This window comes from Roseibium sp. HPY-6, assembly GCF_040530035.1.
GTDB lineage: Bacteria > Pseudomonadota > Alphaproteobacteria > Rhizobiales > Stappiaceae > Roseibium.
The window spans coordinates 1,657,202-1,679,596 of sequence record NZ_JBEWCD010000001.1 but is presented as its reverse complement, the minus strand read 5'-3'; the positions used below and the strand labels follow the sequence as shown (position 1 = coordinate 1,679,596).

Below are 22,395 nucleotides of genomic sequence, written 5' to 3'. Positions count from 1 at the left end.
AGGAGAATGAAATCTTGCCATACTTCATGACAACGAGTTTCAAGAGTATTCCTGCTATAGATGAAGACAAACATTGGGATGAAAAATGGGGGAGTGTCGTTCGAAACTTTATGGAGCCGATTGATCGCGGTGTGAAAATAGACCCGGATTTATTTCCCTCTAGTGGATTTCTAGAGCAAAAAACATCAGTAATTCCAAATCTGTTTAGCATTCAGTTTTGGTACTGCACCGATGTCATCAAACATGCTATCGAACGATTAGAACCTGGCCGACATTACTTTCATCCATACGTTTTACGAGATGCGCCAGAAGGAAAGGAATTCGCCCAAATCTACATCATCAACATCGTTGATCCAATTGATGCAGTCGATGTTGAGAGGTCCGAAAATCTTGACATCAGAAAAAACCTGTCTGGAAAAAAAGTTACAACGGTAAATTCGATTTATTTGTCCTCGGACAAACGCGAAATCGCTCTCCATGAAGATCGGATACAGGGTCGGCATCTTTGGATAGGGCCTGGAGCTTACGGGCCAGGAAACGCATTCGTCTCCGACGAGTTGCATGATGTGATCGTGACACACGACGTATCGCCTTCACCTTTGCAGTTTTACCGGACAAAGCACACTCTTCATTAGTTAGTCAGCTAATTATTTGTGAAGTATGACGCTCAGGGCTAACTGCTCGTCAGCAGACACGTAATACATCGACGAATGAGACCAGCGGTAGCTGAGAAAAAGAGAATGAAATCTTGCCTTACTTCATGACAACGAGTCACAAGAATATACCGAACTTTGCGGTGGATGAAATTTGGGAGGCTGCATGGGGTGCAAAAACAGAAGTTCGCACAAAAAAAATGCATGCGGGACTAGAGGTTGGAGAAAAGTACTTAGAAAAAAGTGGCTATTTAACTGAGGCGCGTAAAGAAATACCGCCACTATTTTGTAGCCAGTTTTGGTACTGTTCAGAAGTTATTAAAGCGGCGATTGAGCGATTGGAGCCCAAGCGGCACCAATTTCATCCGTTTTCGCTACGGGATCAGGAAAGGAAGTACGAAGTCGCCCAATTGTACATAATCAATATACTTGATTCAATTGATGCTTTGGATCTCGAGCGATCAGAAAACTTGGAAGTTTACACCGGGTACGATGGACAAGAAGTCGTTAAAGTGAATCCTCTCTTTTTGTCAAAAGACAAACGCGAGATAGCTCTGTACCAAGATCGAATTAAGAACCGCCATCTTTGGATGGGGCCAGGCGCGTTCGGACCGGCGAAGGCGTTCATTTCAGATGAGCTACACGACATTATCAAAGAGAACGACATTTCCCCATCGCCTCTGCGGTTCTACAGGACCAAGCGCACTCTTCACTAGTTGGTCGGCTAAGTATTTTTGAAAATTTGTGCCGAGAGCTAATTCTTGTTCGTCGGCACTCAAGATTTTTGATGGCATGCATCGGCGGTAATTGAGAAGAAGAGAATGAAATCGTGCCTTATTTCATGAAGACCAGCTATAAAAATATACCAGATATCGACGAAGACCGATACTGGGATCCTGTGTGGGGAGACATTGTTGATGATTTCATAGAACCTATAGACAAGGGCTTGATGATCGACCCGAAATTATTCCCCTCTAGCGGCTATTTGGAGCAAAGAACATCGGTAGTTCCAAATCTGTTTAGCATTCAGTTCTGGTACTGCACCGATGTCATCAAACAGGCTGTCGAACAATTAGAACCAGGTCGACACTACTTTCATCCTTACGTTTTGCGAGATGCTCCGGACGGCAAGGAAATCGCGCAACTCTACATTATCAATGTTCTCGATCCAATCGATGCCGTGAATATTGGCAAGTCTGAGAACCTGGAATTCTATACAGATTTGGCGGGTGACAAGCATATGAGCGTTAACCCGCTTTTCCTTTCAAAAGACAAGGAAGAAATTGCTCTCCATGAAGACCGGATACAGGGCCGGCACCTTTGGCTAGGTCCGGGAGCCTACGGGCCAGGAAAAGCGTTCGTTTCAGACGAACTGCATGATGTGATCGTAAAACACGACGTATCGCCTTCACCCCTCAACTTTTACCGAACCAAGCGCATTTTACACTAGTTAGTCAGCTAATTACTTATGTTGACGGAACGCCACTTCTGCAACGGTGGCTTGCTTCAAGCTGTATGGATTGACCTGCGACAAGAGTGCAGAAACCGCATCACGCGATCATCTGCAGCGAATACTCACGCTGTCAACTTCTGCCGCGTTTTCGGTCCGACGATGCCGTCGGCGATCAGCTGGCTGCGGCGCTGGTAGCCGAAAACGCCGGCATTTGTCTTCGGCCCGAAAATGCCGTCAGGCGTCAGATCCTCGATACCCGGAGGGGCCTTGTGGTTGAGGACATTCTGAAGTGCGGTCACCTCATCGCCGCTGCTTCCGACCTTCAGGAACTGCTCGCCTTTCTTCAGTCTGGCAATTTCTTCCTTCAGCCACTCGATCAGATAGTCCTCACCCAATGGAAACAGAATGGGGCGGAAGAGAGCTTCGACTTTCTTGAAGTTGCGGGCCATGTGAAGGCCCTTGATGATCTCGTCGGGATCATATCCCTGATGGAAAAATTGCAGATGCTTTTCGCAGTCGAGCCAACCCTCGATGATCGCGAGCCGTTCCAGAACGGTGAGCGGTGACGGGCCCTTGTAGTAGACGCCGCCATAAGCGTAGAGCGCGTCCATCTTGCCCTTGTTGCGGGAGATGTAGTTGTGACGCAGGGCAGCGGAAACGACTTGAACCGACTGATTGTCCGTCAACGTGCCCATGAGTTTTGTTCGGTTGCCGACCTTCACCCTGGGGGGCAGATCGGCGACGTAGTAACCATGCGTCTTGGCCTGTTCCGTCTCGAACTTGTAATATTCCGAAGGCTCTACCTGACCAAAACCCCATGCGGTTCCCGCACCTTCCTGCTCTTCGTTGTTGAAGAGCGACTCCTCCCAGCAGATCGCGAGCATGAGTTCCCAGCTGAACACATAGCCAATGCCGTGATTGGCCGCGATCAGGGCTTTCATTTCGTCATAGGATTTTCCGGGAAGTTTCGGCATGGTGACGACTCCAAAACGAATATCTAAAACAAATGCAAAGAATTAATCCAAGGTCGCGCAGACTAACATATGAGTACAGGAAGGTGAACGCGCCAAGTTTTTTGGCGCGCACGTCCGCTGAATTTGTTTCTGGAGAATTTGCTTCGAGAATTACGTTAAGTAATTGACGGGAAAGCGTTCATTCCTGTCAGCGAATCCTCGAGTGCTATGTGAGCAGACAGAAGACATCGGAAGCTTTCCAACAGCTTGCCGGGTACGCCGGATGGAAGCCGGTGCTGCGCTCATCAAAAAACTGCAGCAGGACATTGTCCTGCTGCAGTTCTCAAAAATTTACGTGGCAGCTTGGGCTGCTGCCCCTCAAGTCAGATATGAAGGTAGAGGTCATCGCCTTCGACCGAGACGTCGAAGCGGCGGGCTTTGACGGTCGGGTCGACCAGAAATTCGCCGGAGCGGATGTCGAATTCCCATCCGTGCCAGGCGCAGCGCACCAGCTCACCCGCCCGGTCATAGACGAACTCGCGATCCGAGGTTTGTCTTGTTGTGCCGCAGACCGGTCCTTCGCACAGGGCGGCGCCCTTGTGCGGGCAGATATTCAACAGGGCATGGTAGCCGTCGTTCAGACTGAAAATGCCGATCGAGAGATTTGAAACGCTGACGATTTTCGGGGCATCGCGCAGGACGTCTGCGGTTTTGCAGGCAAAGTGTCTGGTTGTCATCGGTGTTTCCTATTCAGCGGCTTCGCGAACCCGCTGCGGCAGGCGGGAATAGACATCGAGGGCGTTCAGTCCGAGAACCTTTTCGCGCCAGGCCGGGGGGATGTGCAATTTCGTGACGTCGTCATAGTCCCAGTGCGGATAGTCCGACGCGAACATCAGGGTGTTTTCGCCGTCCATCGCCTCAAGGGTCGCCCACAAGTGCTGAATGTTCTGCGGCTGCTCGAGCGGCTGCGTGGACATGCGGATATTGGATTTGAAATATTCTGACGGCAAACGCTTCAGCCAGGGCGTTTCCTTGCGCAGCGCCTTGTAGTTTGCGTCGAGCCGCCACAGCACCGAAGGGACCCAAGCGACGCCGCATTCGATAATGACCACTTTGAGCGCCGGCCATTTTTCGAAAACACCCTGTGCAATCAGGCTGGCCACATGCGTCATTGCGGTTTGCGGCAGGATGGCATGCGTTTCCCAGAAGAAGGTCGTTGGTCCGGCGCCGATCGGCGCTGCATTGATGCCGCCCTGGCCGCCGAGATGCATGGCAAACGGCAGCCCCATTTCGGCGCAGGCTTCATAAATGGGATGATAGAACGGATCGCCGTATGGGCGCGCAGCGCCGTGACTGACAAGCACTTGGACAACCCGCGGATGGCCACCTGCGCGGCGGATCTCGGCCGCTGCCAGCTGCGGATCCTGGGGGGCAACAACAATCGAACCCCAGAAGCGGTCATCTTTCGGCAGCCAGTAGTCGATCAGGTAGTCGTTATAGGCACGGCAAAGCGCGTCGGCGTAATAGGGATTGGCAAGTGTCGAGGCTTCGATAGGCTCGTCACCGGTAAGGATCGCGACATCGATATTGTATTTATCAAGGTGCTTCTCCTTCATGATGGTGTAATTGTCGTCCTCTTCCACCGGATTGACATCGTGGCGTGCAAAGCCTTCCGGGTGGAACCATGGACGGTGGCCATGCGGGAAAGCGCCGCGCGGACCTGTTTTCTCACCGCGCACAAACATGTCCTTGAAGACCCCATCCATATAGGGTTCGAGGACTGTCGCGCTGCACCAATAGTTGTGGCAATCACAATCGACGATAAACACATTTTTCTCCGCTGCTAACAGGATCGAAAGACCCTCTGGCGTTGCTGCCCGGCTTTGGCTAAACGGATATCATCGACAATTTTGTTCATACACGCGCTTGTAGCGCCGTTATCAATCGGGAATTTCGATTAAATGAACCAGTTGCTGCTGATCACGTTCCTCGACGTTCTCGAGACGCGCAATTTCAACAAGACCGCGGATCGGCTCAACATCACTCAGTCGACCGTCAGCGCACGGATACGGCAACTTGAAAACCAATTGGGCGCGCGCCTGTTTGAACGCGGACGCGGCGGCGCGGAGCCGACCGTCGCGGGCCGACGGTTCGAAGAACACAGCCGGGCCTTTCTCGCCTTGTGGGGGCACGCGAGACGTGATGTCAGGGAAGGCGCGGGCGCGGACGGCAGGAGATTGAGGATCGCGTGTCAGCACCAGCTGGCCCGGTTTTTTCTGCTGGACTGGATAGAGGCGCTCCAGACAAACGACCCGGAGCTGAAGTTGCATGTTGAAATAGATTTTTCCGGGCAGATCCAAAGGGATGTTCTCACCGGTCAGGCGGATATCGGGATCTTGTTCACGCCGCAGATCGTCCCGGACCTGATCATTTCAGAATTGAATACGATCGACTACACAATGGTTTCCACGAAGGCTGAAAGACTGGAAGACGTTTCTGCCAATGATTACGTGCGTGTCGCCTACACGGCATTCTTTGAACGCACGCATGACGAACTGCTGCCGGACCTGACGCACCCGATGCTTTCCATCGGCAGCGAAGATCTCGCGCTGCATCTCCTTCGCCGTAAGGGAGGTACCCTCTATCTTCCCAGTTTCCTGACTGCCCCGGACAAGAGCGGGGTCGCGGACCTGCACCCGGTCAACGGTGCGCCGACGATACCGCAGCAGGTTTATTCTGCCGTGCATACGCGAAGGCGGCACATGCCGGTTGTGAATTCGGCCTTGAAGTCTCTGGAGACGTTTGCGGCCGACAAACAATCGAAAATTTTGATCAATAACTGAATTCTGTAATCTCCAACCAGTATTCGCAGTGAGGTAGTTTCCCGGGCGCCAGTGCCAGGAGGGGAATTTTCGCGACATGCTGACGACCAACAAGAATGTGTTTTCGCTGGAAGCCGCGAACAATCAGCCATGCTACAAAGGCGGCCCGGCGACACTCATCTGCAAGGCCGTCATTGAGGAAACGGCGGACAGCAAGACGTTCATCTTCGAGGATTCACAAAGCCGGAGCTTTGACTTCAAGCCGGGTCAGTATCTGACCTTCCGGTTCGAAATCGACGGCGAGATCTGGCCGCGCGCCTATTCGATCTGTTCCACACCGACACGGCCACATAACGTGCAGGTGACGGTCAAACGTGTTCCGGACGGCAAGGTTTCCAACTGGATCAATAACACGCTCGCACCCGGAATGTCGGTCGAGGTGGACAATCTCTCCGGCGCTTTCAACTACATTGATATCGACGCCAGGAAACCGCTTTTCCTTTCGGGAGGGTCAGGCATCACGCCGGTGATGTCGATGCTCCAGTACATCACGGATGTGGTTGACGACACCGACGCCGTTTTCATTCATTTTGCACGCAGTCCGGAAAACATCATCTTCAAAGATCAGCTGGAGTTTCTGTCGAGGCGCTATGAGAATATCGACGTGCATTTCGTCGTCGACGCGTGCGATGAGGAAGACCGGTTTGACGGCACTGTTGGCCTGATCAGTTCCGGGCTCATTCGGGACCTGGTACCGGATCTCGAAGAGCGGAGCATATTCATGTGCGGTCCCGAGGGGTTCATGCGGACCGCCCGGACCATCGCTCGCGAAATGAATGTCATTACGATCCACGAGGAAAGCTTCGGCGAAAAAATCGTTCTCACCGATAGAAGCGAACTGGGGGGCGAAATCTTCTTTTCGCGGAGCGGCAAATCATCGGTGTGTGCGTCGTCAGAGACTGTCTTGGATGCCGCATTGAACGCCGGTCTCTGGATTGACTCCTCCTGCCAACAGGGCATTTGCGGTAACTGCAAGGTGCTGCTGACCCAGGGCGAAGTGGACATGACCGATCTTGGCGGGTTGCAGGATCACGAGCGGGAGCAGGGCTACATCCTGGCCTGCTGCAGCCGTCCAAAGGGCGCGATTTCCGTCGACGCATAAGCCTGTCCCCCGTCCCCTTCGCGGGAGGGTGAAACATCGAGCGTCGTTCGCTCAGCGACCGAATTCCGGCAGAACTTCATCCGAAGTGCGTCGCATCGTCGTTTCGATATCGACGTTGTTTCACCTCAGATTGAGCGCAACGTGACTGATGCCGATCGATTTGAGTTCGCTCAACTACTGCTTCAGATACGAGACACCGGACTGAAAGCCCAGGTGAATGGACCGCTGCGCCGCACCCTGCGCGTCTAGCAGCGCCAGAGGCGCAGGGCCCGCAGTTGCCGGAAGGGTCCGAGTTCTTGCCCGTCTCGCGTATTGTTCCAGCGCAGAAAGACGCGGTAGGCGCTGCGCTTGAATGAGGCAGCCGGCGCTGGTCGAGTCCCGACAGTTCGTCGCGAATTATCAAAAACAGTTTGCTCCGATGGATCTGGTGGACAACGAAACCGGTCTCTCACCAAAAACCATACGCTACCGAATCTAAAGTCAAAAAGGGCGCTTTCCGTTGCTGTCGTGTGATCGTTAAGATCATTCGCGAGTCATGATTAGTTGTTGTTTTACCGGTGTTTAAGCATAATCTGGTTCTTCAACTATAAAATGTGATATTGTTTTTGTACGCTATTGTTGCATTTCAACCGTCATGGGACGTTGCAAGGTAAAGTTTACAGTCTGAATTCTTTATTCGTAATTGGGAGAAAAGTGTAATGGTCTCCGAAAATGCCAATTCCGGCGAAAATCTCTCCGAAATACTCACGCAGGCCGAATCTGCGACGGATTATGATGATCTGAAAAAGCTGCAAGCACAGCTTCGGTCATTGTTGACTGAAGGTTTCGTACCGGCCGACAAAGCGCCTCGCGCCTTTGCACCCGCGCTTGAGATGACCCCCGAGTTTCGCGCCAAGTATTTCACGGACGAAGCGGAAAGACTGAAACTCGCGGGTTTTGAAAGTGGATTTGGCGGTTTTATCGGGGACGTTGCCATCGATGTGGCAAACGCACTTGCCAGCGCTGAGCGCCGCGTCGCCTATCGGCTCAAGACACTCTTTGGTTTCGATGGAATTCGTCTCGTGGAAGAGGGAGACAGCTGGACCCAATATCCCGTACGCCTTCAGGATATTGTCGATCAGCTGGGCGAAAACAGCGACATGGCGATTTATTCGGTCGGTGCGGCAGGCGATCTTGTTTCCAATATGGCGGCTCAGAAACAATACCTTAAGGCCCTGCGCAAAACAGGTGCGGCTGGCATGATCCTTTCGGGCGGTGGAAACGATTTCTTCGGCGAATTCGAGAAGATCCTGATCAAATTCACCTCGGGCGCGAAGCCTGCCGAGCTTATAAATGCCTCTGTCTTCGATCCCGTCTTCAACACCGTGATGAGCAGTTTCCAGACGATCCTGTCCGACGTCGCGACGCACCATCCTGGCGTCACCGTTTTCGGGCACGGTTACGACCTGCCGTTTCCGCAGGATGATGGCAACTGGATCGGCCCGGCACTTATCAACAAGGAGATCCCGCTCGATCTTGGACGCGACATTCTGAAGGTGATCATGGATCGCTTCAACGTCGCCCTGAAGCAATTGGCCAGCGACAACGCCAATTTCGTCGTCAGCGATCTGCGCGGCAAGGTCGACAGGGGCCCAAACAGCTGGTTCGACGAACTGCACCCGAAAAATGCCGGTTATGGCCGTGCGGCAGCGATTATCGAGGACGCCATTCGAGCCCGGCTGGAGGGTGGAACCGAGGCCATGACCAGTGCGCCGGCTCTCGAGGGAGCAGAATGGCAACCCGCTGCTGAACCAATCGGTCAGGATGGTGCTTCCGTAACGCCAACCGCGATCGAAAGTTCGGGCGACGGTTCCAACGGTCATATGATTGCAGGTTATGACGGCGAGGGAGGCGATGGTTTTCTCTGGGCTCTGGCGCGAAGCGAAGCGCGTTTTGCCGGCTCGGACACTGAAGCCAGCTCCGGAACCCAAACAGGCCCAGACGAGTGCGGTGAACTTTTTGATGAAGATCCCGACGTAGCGCTTGCGTTCACGAACATGGGTTCAAATGTCGAACTGAATTTCGGATTCCTGAAAAAGCTGTTCGATGACGAAACAAAGCAGGGCGGGACAGCGGCTGTGCCGCTCACGGCCGGCGGGTTCGACCACAAGGCGTTCATTGATTTCATCGAGAGCCTGAGCCTGAGGCATTTCACACCGGCAGAGTTTCTCGTTCTGGGTGGCAACAACGGGCCTGGTGGCAAGGGGGAGGGGCTGAATACGCTGCCACCGCGCACGCTCTGGCCCAATATCGCCAACACTGCCAGGATGCTGGACGAAATCCGCGACCGGCTCGGGACGGCGGTGTTTATCAGTTCCGCCTATCGATCACCCGCCTATAACGAAGCGATCGGTGGGAAGACATCTTCTCAGCACCTGAAATTTTCCGCCTTCGACTGGGCGGCTGCAAGCGGAAGCGTTGAACATTGGCGGGACGTTGCGCGATCGGTTCGAGCCGACAATCCGGCATGGATCGCGGGTATCGGTTTCTACCCAGGCGTGAAACCCGGCAGCAGCAAATTCATTCACGTGGATACAGGCTTCAAGGCTCGCGACTGGACCGGATAGGTCAGGTCGTCCGCCGCTTTTCGCCAGGACGCGCGAGCAATAAATTTCAAATTGCATTTTCGGGATTTCACTCATGGCTAAGAACACACGGCAACAGAATTCAGAGGTAGATTTTCTTGCGGACTGGAGCGACTTGCGCGCCTTCAGCGACCTGGAAAGCAGTTCAAAGGTCGACAATCTCCCGAGTATGCTTGCGCAGTGGCGCGAAGATCTGTCGTCCATTGGTGGTGTAGAAGCGACCGTTGGCGTTCTGGAGACAGCCCAGGCAGGTCTTGTCTCTATATTGGCGAAACGGAGCAGGGCGGTCTGTCGAATTGCCGTTAGCGGGGATGATCTGTTGGACTTTGCCAATCGTCCAGCATCCCAGTGGCACGGTACCGGCTTCCTGGTCGCGCCTAACCTCCTATTGACCAACCATCACGTGCTGAATGACGTAAAAGTCGCCCAAAATGCTAAGGCGGAATTCAACTACCAGATCACTGAAGAAGATATTCTGGATGGCCCGCCGGACAGCGCGCCTCCGGCAGTACGTTTCAGTCTCAATCCGGATCGGCTTTTTGTTACAAGCAAAGTTGGGGAATTGGACTTTACCTTTGTCTGGATTGAGGCCGAAGCAGCTCGACAATTCGGAACCATTCCGATGACACGTGGCTCTTTTACGATCAGCAAGGGCGAGCCGACCTACATCGTGCACCACCCGGAAGGCAAGCCGAAGCGGATCTCGCTGGATGACACCGAGGTTATGTCGATAAACACCGCGATGCTGCTTTATGCTGCGGACACTGCGCGCGGGTCGTCTGGCGCACCTGTCTTTTGTGACCGTGGCCGACTGGTAGCTCTGCACCACGCCTGGCAATCCGTTAGCAAAGTTCGGGAAAAGTTCCCGACACTAACCGGGTATCTCAACGACGGCGGCAGGACGGATGTCGTAAACGAGGGCATCAAACTCTCTGCGATCGCAATCGATCTGGAGCGGCGGATCGCCGAGGGTGGAGAAGAAGCGAGCCAGGCTGCGACCGTATTGAGCGCGTTTAATGGTTCCGACTCGCTTACCGGTCTATTCGGCAGTCTGGGACGTTATGTTCCGCCGGTTGAAGAAGATGCGTCAGAAGCTTCGACCGTCGACGATAAAGCACCATCAGCCTATGAGAAGGTGGTGCAGGTCTATAATGGCAGCGAGCAGGATGTCGACATAGGTGCGTGGAACATCGAGTGGTTCAATCGCGACTATGGGAACAAAGGCAAACTCGAACGGGTCGCAACGGTCATTACAGATCTCAATCTCGATATCTGGGCGTTGGTCGAAGTTTCGAAGCCTGCGGTCGAAGCGCTGCTTAAGCAGTTAAAGGACAAATACAAGCAAGAATACATGGCTGCATATTCCGAGCCTGAAGCGAAACCGGGCAAACAAACGACGGCTGTCATCTGGCGTCCGAATGTTGTCGAAGGAGAACGCGTCGACTGGCCAGAGAAGATCGACGGTCTTTTCCAGGCGCACAGCAAAGATGATCTGAATCTGGAGGCCGTTCACGGCAAGATATTCAACCGTTACCCGGGCCTTTTCCGTTTCAAGCTGAAAAGCGAAACCAAGGCGTTTGACTTCTACCTTGTCCCGCTGCACCTCAAGGCGAAAGGCGAGGGAAGCTTACGCCGCCGGCTTGCTTCAAAAGTCTTGGCCTATGCTGTCGATCAGATGATCAACGAACACGGGGCAGACAAGGATTGGGTATTGTTGGGTGACTTCAACGCGACGCTCGCGACGAAGGATTTCGACCCTCTGAAAGCAGCGAACTTTGTACCGCTTTCAGCTGAAGACGAGAAAAACGGCGCGTTCACCTATCTGAAGGCTCCCTATAAAAGCCTGATCGACAACATTTTCCTTTCCGCGAATATGAATAAATACGCCGATGAGGATGATTTTTTCATCGTTGCACGTGACAAAGTCGTGAGCCGGTTCGTTCAGGACACCTCTGATCATCTGCCGATTGCGCTGCGGCTGTCTCTGACGCATCTGCCCGACGGGAATGTGGAAATGGGCTCGGTGCTGGAAGATGCCGGCGCTGCGGCAAACGTCGAGGATGCCTTCGCGGCGCTCCTCTCAAACGCCGGACTGCCACAACCGGTCACGGATCGAGGCGGCAGCGCCGGCTCATCGGCCAATACACGCGACCTGCCGGTATCCGCCACACTTGAAAACGCATCGTCGGTTTCGTCCTGGCCGACGCTTCACTGGCAACTGGCAGGATTGACGAAATCGACGTTTTTCAACGTCAACAGCGCTTCGCTGCAGGTTCTGTTGAGCCATGTAAACGCTGATCTGACCAAACGCTACGGCAGTGCAGCCAATCCCGTCACACCGGAAGATGTCGCTGTGGTGCTGATGGTCGAAGCCGGTGTTTCAGCGGGGGGGATCATGGATCCCGACTTCGTTCACTCCAACGGTGAGTTCGGGATTTTCCCACTTCCCAATAATATCGAGTTCTGGGTCGGTAAGGGGGCTCCCGCCTATGACCAGCCGATGAGTGTCGATGAAAACATCCGTTACTATCTGGCGTATCTCGGTGCTTTGAAAAACAAGGCCGTAAAAAACGCGAGCGGTCTGGTGCTATACCCGGGTCTGTTCACTTACCCGGGTATTGCAGGCAGTGCAGAAAAGTCTGCGAAACTTCTCGCCGGTATCGTTCACGGGTATTTTTGGAGCGGGAACTATGGTGGTGCAAATCCGCCGATGAGCCATATCCTGAACGGATATGCGGATGATCGCCCGATCGACCAGATCATGGCGACAACCGGCTATGTTCATGCCGGCAAGTCACTGATGGTGAACCGTCAGAAGAACATCGTGACGGGTCTTGCGCTCATTTAGACTCGCATCAGTGTCCGCAAAGGCGGGTACAATTGAAACATGTCCTGAAACAAGGCTGAAAAGAGCAGGCCTCATACTGGTTTGATCGGCAATGTCGCCGATGGCAAATAACCAAATGGAGACTACCAAGTGAAGACTACATCACTTGCGGCTGCTCTGATCTTTTCTGCGTTCATGCTTCAGAGCACCGCTGTCTATGCCGGTCAAAGCTGCTGGGGCCTGCGGGGCCATGCGCTTGAAGTCTGCATTGAGAAACTGGTCGAAGATCGGGCGAAAAGCAGGCATAGAACCAATAAGCCGGTTACCTCGAAAAAGGTAACGCTTACGAGACAAGAGGCCCGATAGGCATGGCCTTTTTTCTATTGCGCATAGCGGTCCATCAGGTGTCCCGATAGGCCCACTCAAAGTGTTTAGCCCGAGACGCTTTTTCTGAGGAGCATATGGATGAACAAAGTAATTTACGACGCGCTGGCAAAGCTGTCGCCGAACAACGCGCGACCGTTCGATTTGCGGGCGGATGGCGACATCGAGGATAAACTGTCCAACGCAAGCCGCGGAACATTCAGCGTTCTGTCAGGTGTTTCCGGCAAGGCCACCCCCCGGGATGAGGAACCTGGCAACGTGAAGCGCCGCTGAGTGACCCGTCCGATCAAGACTGGTTCAGTGTTTTGCCGGCAAGCTGGTTGGTCCGTCGTGCCTTTTACCGTCGAACGGATCAAAGGGTTTCAAAGCCGGTGGCCTTCGAAAATCAACAACGGGGGAATTGGGTTTGTCGATGGTGCGAAACGGAGGGCGCCGTAAAAGTTTCCGAGTTGGTGTGAACCTCGGATCTTTGAAATCGAGGGTCTGAGTGTCTGAATCCCAATTGATCAGACAAACGATTTTCGGGCTGATCGCATCAAGTGCCTTTTGGCAATGCCGTGTTGTTGCGTGGGCTCCGCGCAGATGCGGTCCTCCAACGCAAAAAAGAGCTCTTTTTTCCGATCGACCGATTTGTTCTCAACCGCGCGCGTCACTGTTCAACGGCAGTCGTCAGCTTGATACAAATCACATTATGGGATCGCACCGGAGTGCTCTTACGTCTCGACTTGTCGCACCAAATTGCCACGAGAATTTGTGCTTCCACTCTCTGGTCCTAAAGCCGTTCTTCGCGAATTTTTGCATAGTGGCGCGCAGCCTTGGCCCGGTTTCCGCAGCTTTCCATACTGCACCAGGTGCGTCGTCCATTCTTTGTCTCATCGACGAAAAGCCAGCCGCAATTGTTCCCCGGACACATCTTGATGCGTTTCAGCTCCCGATTATCGGTCAGGACTGAAACGGCAGAGGCAGCGATGAGCGCGGTGATTGACTGGTTGAAAGGTATGGACGCGTTCGAACCGGCTCTCGAAAAATCGAGGCTCTGAACGACGTTCAACACGCTGTCGCCGGTTCGTTTCAAAATGAGCTGTCTCAGGCGAAAGCGAAAGTCGATCAGGCTCTGCAGATCTTGCACCGGTTCCGTTTGCTCAAGGTTTAACGCCCGCAACCAGGTTTCCAGGTCAGCGATATTCGTCAGTTTTTCATGGGCGACTTCATCTTCGGGTGTCCAATCGGCTGTGTTGACAAAGTCGAGCGCCAAGCGGCCGCCAACCAGTTTTATCGGGTGTCCCTCAGAATAGCTCATGTATCATTCTAACCACTATAATGGTTGACTCGCAATTCAATTTCCGTTCTAACCATTGTAATAGTTAGTTAGTTTGTGATCGCGAAACGGATGCAGGTGGCCGAAATTCTCTTCACAAGGGCAGGAGTTTTGAAGGGTATGCGCAGATTGTTGCCCGTGAGTCTTTTCGTGGTCCCGTTTGGTATCGCATACGGCGTTGCCGCGACTGAACAGGGTCTCGGGCCGTTTCAGACAATTGCAATGAGTGCTTTGGTGTTCACCGCCACCGCTCAATTTGCGGCGCTGGATTTTCTGGAAGAACCCATCGCCTATCTTTCCCTGGGGCTTGTCGTGCTTGCTTTGAGTGGGCGACACATCATCATGAGCGCAGCCTTGTCGAAGTGGATCAACCAGCTGCCTGTCAAAAGGCGTTTAGCGACGCTCGCGTTCTTGAGTGATGCGAACTTCGCGGATTTTCACACATCACTGCAACGCGAAAAAACCGACCTTGGCGTGCTCTTTGGTGGCGGGGTGACACTGTGGCTCGCGTGGGTCGGCAGCACGGCCACCGGTGCATTCGGCGGAGATCTCTTTGGCGAGACTGACCACCTCGGGTTCGATGTCGTAATGATCTGTTTCTTTGCCGCAACGGTCTTCGGAGCTGTGCGTCGCTCGCAGACGCTGTTCTTGCCGGTTCTTTCCGCAATGGCCGTCTCGGCCTTGACCTACCCCTACATGCCAACGGGGTGGAATATCATCCTCGCCGCGTTTGTGGGCGGTGCAGTGGCCGTTATGCTCCATGCTGAGTGAAGGGTCATTCCTTCTGGTGCTCGCAGTCATGACTGCCGCAACTTTTTTTACCCGAGTTGCCGGTGCCTTTTTCATGACCCGGGTTGCCCTCACGCCAAAAACCGAACGCTTTCTGGAGGGCCTTTCTGTCTCCGTGATCGCGGCCCTCGTGGCTTCGCTTCTGGTTTCCGGAGATATTAAAACGGGCGTTGCAACTTTGTTCGCCCTCGTTGCAATGGCGCTGTTTCGCAGTGTCATCTGGGCAATGCTTGCAGGGATGATTTCCGCCGCTGTTTTTTCCTTTGTTCTTTCGCTTTGACAGAGCCTCGCCCGAAGCCAGCGACAAAGGAAAGTCCGCCCCTCAGGAACGATCCGCGTGAGCTGAAACAATCCAGACAGCTGCCTTGAGTTCCACATGCGCAGTATCTGACCTTGCCGCCAGTGCTTCGCGCAGGAGCGGCTCAACTTCGGAACGGTGCGCAGTCTTTTCGCGAACTATCTGGCCGAGTGCACCGACACTCAGCAACACTTCAACGGTCGCATTCAAGTCACCGCACGAGACATTTGCGTCGAACGCTTCGAACGCGATCTGCGTAAATCCTGTGTTTTCAAGCAAAAAGCGCACTGCGCTCGGGTCGGAGAAACTGAATGGTGTCTCGCGCACGTCGTGGATGCGCCCGGCCGCTTTCACCGGAAAGTAATCGAGTTCGTTTTCTTCAAAGGTGCGCCAGCAGCAAAACGCCAGCCGGGCGCCAGGGCGGAGCAGTCGCCGGAAGTTCCCGAAGGCCGCGGTCGGGTTGGCAAATCCCATTACGCCGAAGCGTGAATAGATTCGGTCCAGGCATCCTGTTTGCATCGCAAGTGTCTGTGCGTCTGCCCGGATCAGCTCAATAGAGGGGTCGTCCTTACATCTTTCCTCCGCGATGGACACAAGCGCTGGTGCAATGTCGACACCGATCACGCGTCCTTTTGGTCCGATACGTTCCGAGAGCTGGTGCAAGGTTCCTCCCGCCCCGCAGCCAACATCGAGAACAGTATCTCCCCGGCGTGGATCGAGAACATTCATTGCGCGCAGCCCGAGAGGGGAGAGTTGCCGGTCCACCAACCGGTAAACGCTTGCCAGGGATGCGGCATGGCGGGTCGATGCCAGGTCATGTTGCGAAGACGAAGAAGAACACATGACGCATGCCTAGCAGACCGGTTCGGAACCGTCAGCAGACAATCGCCTGATGCAAGGAGACGGCAAACTGAGGACCAGCTTTCGGTGATGCCGCAGGCGCGTTTCAAACCTCACCGATGGCCGACGCAGACCACCGCCGGCGCTATTTGAAGGTCGGTGGCACCGTCAGGATGAGCGGCGGAGTACCCGAAAAACATCCTGGCGTCTCGATTGTTTTACCGTTTACGACCGGTCCGGCGTTGATAGCTGGTGGTGCGTAGGATGGGACAGGCCCGAACCCCATTACGCCCATTATCTGGGCAGCCGGTAACCACGTCATGAAGCCTGCGGCCAGACTGGTTGCAACTGCGGTGCAGTAGGGTCCCTTATCTTTCATACTTGATGGCAGCCCATCCTTGATCGCCTTTGACAGACTGGCAGCGCTCGTCAACTTCGCAAGCTTTGCCGATGGGCAAACGATAAGAGGCATTGGCACATTCGGGGTTGGCGGCGCGTGTGGGCCGGGCCATGCGGCAAAGGCCGGATACCAGGGCAATCCAGGGACCATCACCTTCGACTGCCAGAGGAAGTACGCATCAGAAACCGCTTCAGCCACAGCGTCGCGGATCTTGGCATCGGTTCCGGTAAGCCCTGAAACATCCTTGTGCGAGAGTATGTGAACGAGAAGGTTCGGTCCGGTCAGGCAGCCGGGTTGTCCGATCGCCGAGACTGCCATGACCTTGATGAAACGGAAATGCGCCGTCAGTCGCCAGGTGCCGTGCGCGGCAATGATTGCGTCGAAAATCTTTTTTGTCAGGCTTCTCAGAGCGGCATCGGACAATTGTTCCACGGCTTCTTCGGCATTGCCCATCGTCTCTTCAGCATGCCATTTCGCCCGCTCAACCATCAGCTTCGTGGTTTCGAGCATCTCGGTCTTGGCGATCTGCTCGTAGACTTCATCCTTGAAAACGCCGGCACCTTTCAGTCCGGCTTCGACATAGTCTTGCGCGAGTTCGGTGCCCGCTTCTGCCGTATCGGCTGCCTTTCCCGCGATCCAGTCGACAACATGCTCCGCGTTGGTGGCTGCGTCCTGTGCCTGCGAGCTGATTGTTTCCATAGCTTGCATGGAGGTCTTGGACAGGCGGGGTATCAAAAAATTATTGATCATGAGAACAACTCTTTATCGCGATAAATGGACCAACGTAGGGAACGCATTCGGTAATGAAGGCGATAATATTGCCCGCGCAAATGACTGCCTCAGTTGTGCAGTAGCTGCGTACCGGAGCCTGTCCCGAACCACGATTATACCTGAATTCGGGATCCGGCGCATGACTGGCTCATTCATGCAGTCAAAGTGAGATTAGATGCTTGATTGTCGGTGTCAGTGTTGACGGCTTCCTGCTACGAAGTCATATCGGTTTTGCCGAACAGGCCACACGACTTGGAGCATGGCTTTTGAGGGCCATGACTGAAGTTATTCAGGACGACACGCATGATAGAAGACAACCCAGCCCTGATTGCAGCGATCAGAGATCGCTTTGCCCATGTGGACAGCTGCCCATTCCAGGGTCCGCGCATCTTTTTTGAAAATGCCGGTGGGGCTCTTACCCTCAAGTCCGTCGTCGAGACGTCGACGTTCTACGCTGCGCTGCCTGATAATCCTGGCCGTTTCAACCCTGCAGGTCAGGGAACGCAAAAGGTCATCGACAAGGCGAAGGCGGACCTTGCGGTGTTCATGAACACATCTTCGGGGCAGTTCTTTGCTGGAGAAAGCGGCACCGAGCTGTTGTTCCGGCTGATCAGAACCGCCTGCGTGAACGCCCCGGAAGGAACCAAGGTTATCGGCTCGTCGATCGAGCATCCGGCGACCCGCAGCGCCGCACGCCGTTGGGCCGACATCGCAGGGCTGAGCTATGTGAATGTTCCTCACGACGATGAGACCGGACTGGTCACCGCTGAGGACTACGCAGCGCTGGTTACCCCGGATGTTTCGGTTGCCACGATCCTGCATGCGTCTCCGGTGTCGGGGATGGCAATGGATGTCGCTGCGATATCGAGGGCAATCCGTGCGGTTGCACCCGGCTGCGTTATCATTGTAGACGGCATCCAGCACGCCGCTCATGGACAGCTTGACCTGGACAGCTACGTGATCGACGGTTACGCGATCTCGCCCTACAAGGTTTTTTCGCGGCACGGCTACGGGATCGCGTGGATTTCCGACAAGCTGAGCGCGGCTCCCCATGACATGCTCATCGACGCTCCTGCCACCGGTTGGGAGTTCGGGACCCGCGACGCCGGAGCCTATGCGACCGTTTCCGATGTCGTTGCTTATTTCGAATGGCTGGGCAGTCAAGTGTCGCCGGCAACGGAGCGCCGCGAAAGGATTGAAGCCGCGGGAGGCGCAATCCATCAATACGAAAGGTTTCTGATCGACGCGATGATCAACGGCACCGGCAATCTCCCGGGTCTTAAGGATCTCGCCCATGTCAGGATTATCGCGGGAGCCGAAAATCCGGCGCGCGAAGGTTTGGTTTCGATTGCCGTTGCCGGTGTCGCTTCACCGGATGTGGTTGAAGCTCTCAACAGCCAGGGCATTCGCACCCATACGCGAAAGGCCGACCACTATAGCGGCAATGTGCTGGATCCGCTGGGTCTTGACGACTGCGTGCGGGTATCGCTGTGCCACTACAACACCCTTCAGGAAGTCGCCGAGTTTCTCGGCGCGATCAAGGACATCGAAACGCGACTTGCGGCCTAACCGACAGGGCATGCCGTTCGGTTCCCTCTGCCAGTAGGTACGGGTTTGCAACGTTCGCGATTAGATATAAGCAGCAGCGCAAATCCGCACACACATTATGGGGAGTTACGCTTCCTTGAGCTCTTCCGAGACAAAACCCTTGACCGCCTCAGCGATATCCATTCGTAAATCCGAATGGGATCGCGTCCAGTCTCTTTTGATCAACTTGATGGATGGATACCAGTGGGACCGGCCATTTTGTTCGTGCCAGTACCAGTTCAAGCTCGGGGTCACGAGACCGAGGCTGCGCACGTTCAAGGCTCCGGCCAGATGAAGCACCATGTCGTCGGGAGCCACAATCAGATCCATCTTGTGAATGATATCAATAAGGGCTTCCATGGATATCAGGTGCCGGCCGGCGTCGACGATGGTCGTGTTGCCCTCCAGTTCATGGCGCTGATCGTCCCAAACCAGGCTGAAGATTGTGCCGGGCCAGTCTTTCAAACCGGCGGCAACGTCTTCCAGGAGCGCATCGGGCCGTGTCTTTGACCAGGAAACTCCCACATAGGGGCGCTTGAAGGGCCGCAGCGTTTCCGTCCAGAATTCGTCCGCCCTTTGGTCGCTTGAAATATAAGGGCGGAACAGGCCGGGCGAATAATTTTGAAGGCCGGTCTCCAGCGCATGGTCTGTCAGCAGGACCGCGTCATTCTTGGTGACAGCCTTGCTGATACTGTCTTCCGCAAGCGGTTCTATCTCAGCATCGGCAACCAGCCTTTCCAGAAAGGGAACAAGTGGAGGCGCGGCGTAGATCTTTGGCACAGGGCGTCCGGGCGCTTCTGTCTGGTCGCCCGGCGGCGTCAAGAACCTGGAGAGAAGTATTGCTTCAATGGGCCTTGTTTCGAAGGGTATGACAACAACCTCCGACGGGTTCTCTTCGCCGGGCGTGGTCTTTGTTTCACCGGTTTCCAGCTGGCGTCTGCTTTCGGACATCTTGGCGAAGTCGCCCTTAAGTGCAAGGCAGTGACCGAGAAGGGCTTTCGCCTGTTTCTCGGTCGCCGGATCTTTTTCCGCCAACTCCGCGAGCTTGATCGCTTCGTCGGTTTTGCCGGCTCTCAACATTGCCCGTGCCAGCGCCAGGCACAGGTTCGGATTCGAGGTATTTTGCTTTAACAGGTCGGACAGCAGCGCGATGCCGTCATGAGGAGCACCAGATTCTATGCTCGCAACGGCCCGAGCTTCCGCAGCGGGCAGGTAATCAGGCGCGAGCTTGAGCGCCTTGTCGGCAAGTTCAAGGGCTTCTTCGGCGCGGCCCACGTGACACAGGCTTTGGGCGAAGGCCGACAGCGTCACCGGGTCTCGCGGATTTGCAAGGTAGGCATTCTTGGCGTGTTCGTAACCGGCGTCGTGATCGCTGAGGTCGTGATAGACACCTGCAAGCATGGTTCTTGCCGGAACATTGTTGGGCTCTTTTTCCAGCACGTTTGACAGATAATTCAGGGCATCGAACGGTGCTCCCACCTGTGCCATCAGGCTCGCCAGGTTTTGTTGAACGCGTATGTTTTCCGGGTCGAGTTCGTGCGCCTTCAGGGCGTTGCGGAGCGCCAGATCCATTTTGCCGCTGTCTGCATAAAGTGCGCCCAACGCGTCGTAGGATTGTGCGTTTTGCGGCTTAAGATCTACGGCACGTTGTAAATGTAGCTCGGCAGCCTCGTGATCCCCCAGCATCTTTTTCGTAACCGCCAGATCATGGGTCGCCTCGGCGTCGTCTGGCGTGATCTTGAGAACTTCCGTCAGACAGGCTGCGGCTGCTTCCAGGTCGCCGGTCGCAATCATGCAGCTGGCGTAGGTCTTCAGCGCTTTGGGAGACCGGGGCGCACGCTCGAGCGCTTTTCTGCTGAGTTCGAGCGCATCGTCAACATTACCGTTTTCGAGATGCTTGCGCGCTGCTCCTGTCAGTTCAGTGACGTCTGCCATGTCTTGAAGCCTCGTTTGCTCGAAACGACTTAGTTTTGAGATGTTCTATCCGACGTTGACCCGTTCGCCATTCAGCCGGAGATCGGATTCCGTGTTGATAACCGCGGTCTTCGATTGAACCACCATTCCACCATTGACCGTCTGGCTGAACTCCGCAGCCTTTTGAACATCCGACTGATGCACGACAGTCAGCCGGCTGCCGGTGGTCTGTGTGGTCGAAGCAGAGGAGCTGCGATCCACGCCCGCGATCCGGTTGCTTTCCTTGAAGAGCGAATGGAAGAGACCGGCCACGAAAGAAATTGAACCGGCAGCCAGTTCGAAAACCGGTGTTTCGAAAGATATCCTGGGTGCTTTCATGCGGATCGGGGTCTCGCTGGTGAGAGCGAGAGGTGTCTGGTCAGAGCCGGACGGGCGTTCCAGGATGGCAAGCACGTAGGTCTTACCGGCATTTTCGGCGGTTAGCACGAGATCACCCGGTTCCGGTTGCGCAAGGCAGCTGAAGGCCCGCAGGCTTTTCTGCACGGTGCCGTCTTCGTGCCTTGTGAGGATGTCTTGTCCTTCGAGCCTCTCGACGCGCATGCTCGCGGTTGGCTGTGCGTCTGACAAACCCAATCCGTCAACTGGCTTATTCTTCAGGTCGAGTTCGCTCATGTGTCCTCTCACTGTTTCATGTGCAGTTGTGTCAAATGCTTCGAACCTTCTTCAGATACTCTGGGAGTCATGAAGAACAAGATCTGTATTTGAAGTCTCAATACTGATCTGGGAAGTTTCTTTTTGCGAAACGTATTTTTCGAACGCCGAAAGACCTTCGTTAGAACTCATGAGGCTAACGGCGTATTTCTTCACCGTGAACTCTTCGTCAAGGAAAGAGCGCTTGTGATTTTGAATATGAAAGGAGCGCTGGATGGAATAGACGAGTAATCTTGACGTTTCGCCGTAGCTGATCGAGTTTGCCTTCCAGTCCAGACTTGCGCCCAGACCTGCGCTGAAGCTGACGGCACCCAATTTGACATCGAAGCTCATGCTGGAATCGCGACTGTGTCCAAACAGGCCCGTGAGCGCCGCTCCAAGCACAAACTTGTACTTGTTGCCGAGTGTGACCGTCGTCTTGTTTTCGCGTGTCGTGCTGTCGAAGTCGTGATGAACGAAGCGCAGGTTGTTCTCACCTGCGTCAATACTGAAGTTCTCGCCATCATCTGTTGCAGTGCTTTCATCATCGTCTGATGCATTCGCTTTGGCGACAATGCTGACCGTTTTCTTCGCCTGGATTTTAACGCCCTGTCCAGCGGAGATATTTAGGTCTCCGTCCACATTGTCATAGATGTAGTCGCCGTGCTCGACGGTTCTGAGCACAGGTCCGGAGACCGTTTCATACATCTTTCCGGTTGCTTTCAGCGTGTAGTGGTCCGGGCTGTAGCAGTAAAGACCCTCAGGCGCTTCAGTCGCCGCGCTTTTCGCCTCACGCGAAGCGTCATATGCGCCCAACCTGAAGAAGTACATATTGTCCTTTAGGCTGGGGTCGTTCCGGTTCTTCGGCAGGAAGTATTCGACGCTTGGTCCAGTCGCCATTTTAAGCTCT

20 protein-coding genes are annotated in these 22,395 nt (G+C 54.5%); 11 read left to right on the top strand and 9 right to left on the bottom strand.

Translation table 11 applies throughout. The features are described from left to right. The first annotated feature begins 14 nt into the window (after positions 1–14). The 3 genes from ABVF61_RS07965 (at position 15) to ABVF61_RS07955 (ending at position 2,103) form a co-directional block, all read left to right on the top strand. Positions 15–635, top strand: a complete 621-nt coding sequence (locus ABVF61_RS07965; protein WP_353992979.1) for an imm11 family protein — start codon at positions 15–17, stop codon at positions 633–635. A 113-nt stretch (positions 636–748) separates the two neighbouring features. Continuing rightward, entirely contained in the window at positions 749–1,369 is a 621-nt protein-coding gene (locus ABVF61_RS07960) for an imm11 family protein (protein ID WP_353992978.1), read from the top strand. A 113-nt stretch (positions 1,370–1,482) separates the two neighbouring features. Continuing rightward, entirely contained in the window at positions 1,483–2,103 is a 621-nt protein-coding gene (locus tag ABVF61_RS07955) for an imm11 family protein (RefSeq protein ID WP_353992977.1), read from the top strand. A gap of 125 nt (positions 2,104–2,228) precedes the next feature. Here the strand turns inward: ABVF61_RS07955 and ABVF61_RS07950 are convergent, their stop codons facing one another. The 3 genes from ABVF61_RS07950 to ABVF61_RS07940 form a co-directional block, all read right to left on the bottom strand. Beyond that, positions 2,229–3,080, bottom strand: coding sequence for a peptidoglycan-binding domain-containing protein (locus ABVF61_RS07950; protein WP_353992976.1), 852 nt, complete (start codon positions 3,078–3,080; stop codon positions 2,229–2,231). A 362-nt stretch (positions 3,081–3,442) separates the two neighbouring features. Then, on the bottom strand, positions 3,443–3,796 hold the full coding sequence (locus ABVF61_RS07945) for a Rieske (2Fe-2S) protein (protein ID WP_353992975.1): 354 nt from the start codon (positions 3,794–3,796) through the stop codon (positions 3,443–3,445). 9 nt (positions 3,797–3,805) lie between these two features. Then, positions 3,806–4,888, bottom strand: a complete 1,083-nt coding sequence (locus tag ABVF61_RS07940) for an amidohydrolase family protein (RefSeq protein ID WP_353992974.1) — start codon at positions 4,886–4,888, stop codon at positions 3,806–3,808. A gap of 132 nt (positions 4,889–5,020) precedes the next feature. On the opposite strand from ABVF61_RS07940, the gene ABVF61_RS07935 reads away from it, so the two are divergent. From ABVF61_RS07935 to ABVF61_RS07915, 5 genes are all read left to right on the top strand, one after another. Beyond that, positions 5,021–5,902 (top strand): LysR family transcriptional regulator, encoded by an 882-nt coding sequence (locus ABVF61_RS07935; RefSeq protein ID WP_353992973.1) that lies wholly within the window; start codon positions 5,021–5,023, stop codon positions 5,900–5,902. 76 nt (positions 5,903–5,978) lie between these two features. After that, on the top strand, positions 5,979–7,043 hold the full coding sequence (locus ABVF61_RS07930) for an FAD-binding oxidoreductase (RefSeq protein WP_353992972.1): 1,065 nt from the start codon (positions 5,979–5,981) through the stop codon (positions 7,041–7,043). A gap of 698 nt (positions 7,044–7,741) precedes the next feature. Beyond that, positions 7,742–9,649: a D-Ala-D-Ala carboxypeptidase family metallohydrolase gene (locus tag ABVF61_RS07925; protein WP_353992971.1), complete on the top strand. Its 1,908-nt coding sequence runs from the start codon at positions 7,742–7,744 to the stop codon at positions 9,647–9,649. 73 nt (positions 9,650–9,722) lie between these two features. Further along, entirely contained in the window at positions 9,723–12,515 is a 2,793-nt protein-coding gene (locus ABVF61_RS07920) for a trypsin-like peptidase domain-containing protein (protein ID WP_353992970.1), read from the top strand. Positions 12,516–12,959: 444 nt separating this feature from the next. Continuing rightward, positions 12,960–13,151: a hypothetical protein gene (locus ABVF61_RS07915; RefSeq protein WP_353992969.1), complete on the top strand. Its 192-nt coding sequence runs from the start codon at positions 12,960–12,962 to the stop codon at positions 13,149–13,151. Positions 13,152–13,650: 499 nt separating this feature from the next. Here ABVF61_RS07915 and ABVF61_RS07910 read toward each other — a convergent pair whose 3' ends face one another. After that, positions 13,651–14,178 carry a CGNR zinc finger domain-containing protein gene (locus ABVF61_RS07910; protein ID WP_353992968.1) on the bottom strand — a complete coding sequence of 176 codons (528 nt, stop codon included), beginning with the start codon at positions 14,176–14,178 and terminating at the stop codon, positions 13,651–13,653. 138 nt (positions 14,179–14,316) lie between these two features. Between ABVF61_RS07910 and ABVF61_RS07905 the strand changes: the two genes are divergently transcribed. Next, positions 14,317–14,967, top strand: coding sequence for an AzlC family ABC transporter permease (locus ABVF61_RS07905; RefSeq protein WP_353992967.1), 651 nt, complete (start codon positions 14,317–14,319; stop codon positions 14,965–14,967). Continuing rightward, entirely contained in the window at positions 14,957–15,265 is a 309-nt protein-coding gene (locus tag ABVF61_RS07900; RefSeq protein ID WP_353992966.1) for an AzlD domain-containing protein, read from the top strand. The genes ABVF61_RS07905 and ABVF61_RS07900 overlap by 11 nt, the downstream gene beginning before the upstream one ends. A 42-nt stretch (positions 15,266–15,307) precedes the next feature. Here the strand turns inward: ABVF61_RS07900 and ABVF61_RS07895 are convergent, their stop codons facing one another. Both ABVF61_RS07895 and ABVF61_RS07890 read right to left on the bottom strand, forming a co-directional pair. After that, entirely contained in the window at positions 15,308–16,126 is an 819-nt protein-coding gene (locus tag ABVF61_RS07895; RefSeq protein ID WP_353992965.1) for a class I SAM-dependent methyltransferase, read from the bottom strand. A gap of 142 nt (positions 16,127–16,268) precedes the next feature. Beyond that, entirely contained in the window at positions 16,269–17,273 is a 1,005-nt protein-coding gene (locus ABVF61_RS07890; RefSeq protein ID WP_353992964.1) for a hypothetical protein, read from the bottom strand. Between the two features lie 324 nt (positions 17,274–17,597). Between ABVF61_RS07890 and ABVF61_RS07885 the strand changes: the two genes are divergently transcribed. Continuing rightward, positions 17,598–18,863 (top strand): aminotransferase class V-fold PLP-dependent enzyme, encoded by a 1,266-nt coding sequence (locus ABVF61_RS07885; RefSeq protein ID WP_353992963.1) that lies wholly within the window; start codon positions 17,598–17,600, stop codon positions 18,861–18,863. Positions 18,864–18,968: 105 nt separating this feature from the next. Here ABVF61_RS07885 and ABVF61_RS07880 read toward each other — a convergent pair whose 3' ends face one another. Genes ABVF61_RS07880 through ABVF61_RS07870 form a run of 3 tightly spaced genes read right to left on the bottom strand, consistent with a single transcriptional unit; the run spans position 18,969 to position 22,385 of the window. Then, positions 18,969–20,816: a tetratricopeptide repeat protein gene (locus tag ABVF61_RS07880; RefSeq protein ID WP_353992962.1), complete on the bottom strand. Its 1,848-nt coding sequence runs from the start codon at positions 20,814–20,816 to the stop codon at positions 18,969–18,971. A gap of 45 nt (positions 20,817–20,861) precedes the next feature. Then, complete coding sequence (locus tag ABVF61_RS07875) at positions 20,862–21,467, bottom strand: DUF3540 domain-containing protein (protein ID WP_353992961.1); 606 nt, start codon at positions 21,465–21,467, stop codon at positions 20,862–20,864. A gap of 51 nt (positions 21,468–21,518) precedes the next feature. Further along, complete coding sequence (locus ABVF61_RS07870) at positions 21,519–22,385, bottom strand: hypothetical protein (RefSeq protein ID WP_353992960.1); 867 nt, start codon at positions 22,383–22,385, stop codon at positions 21,519–21,521. Between the last annotated feature and the right edge of the window lie 10 nt (positions 22,386–22,395).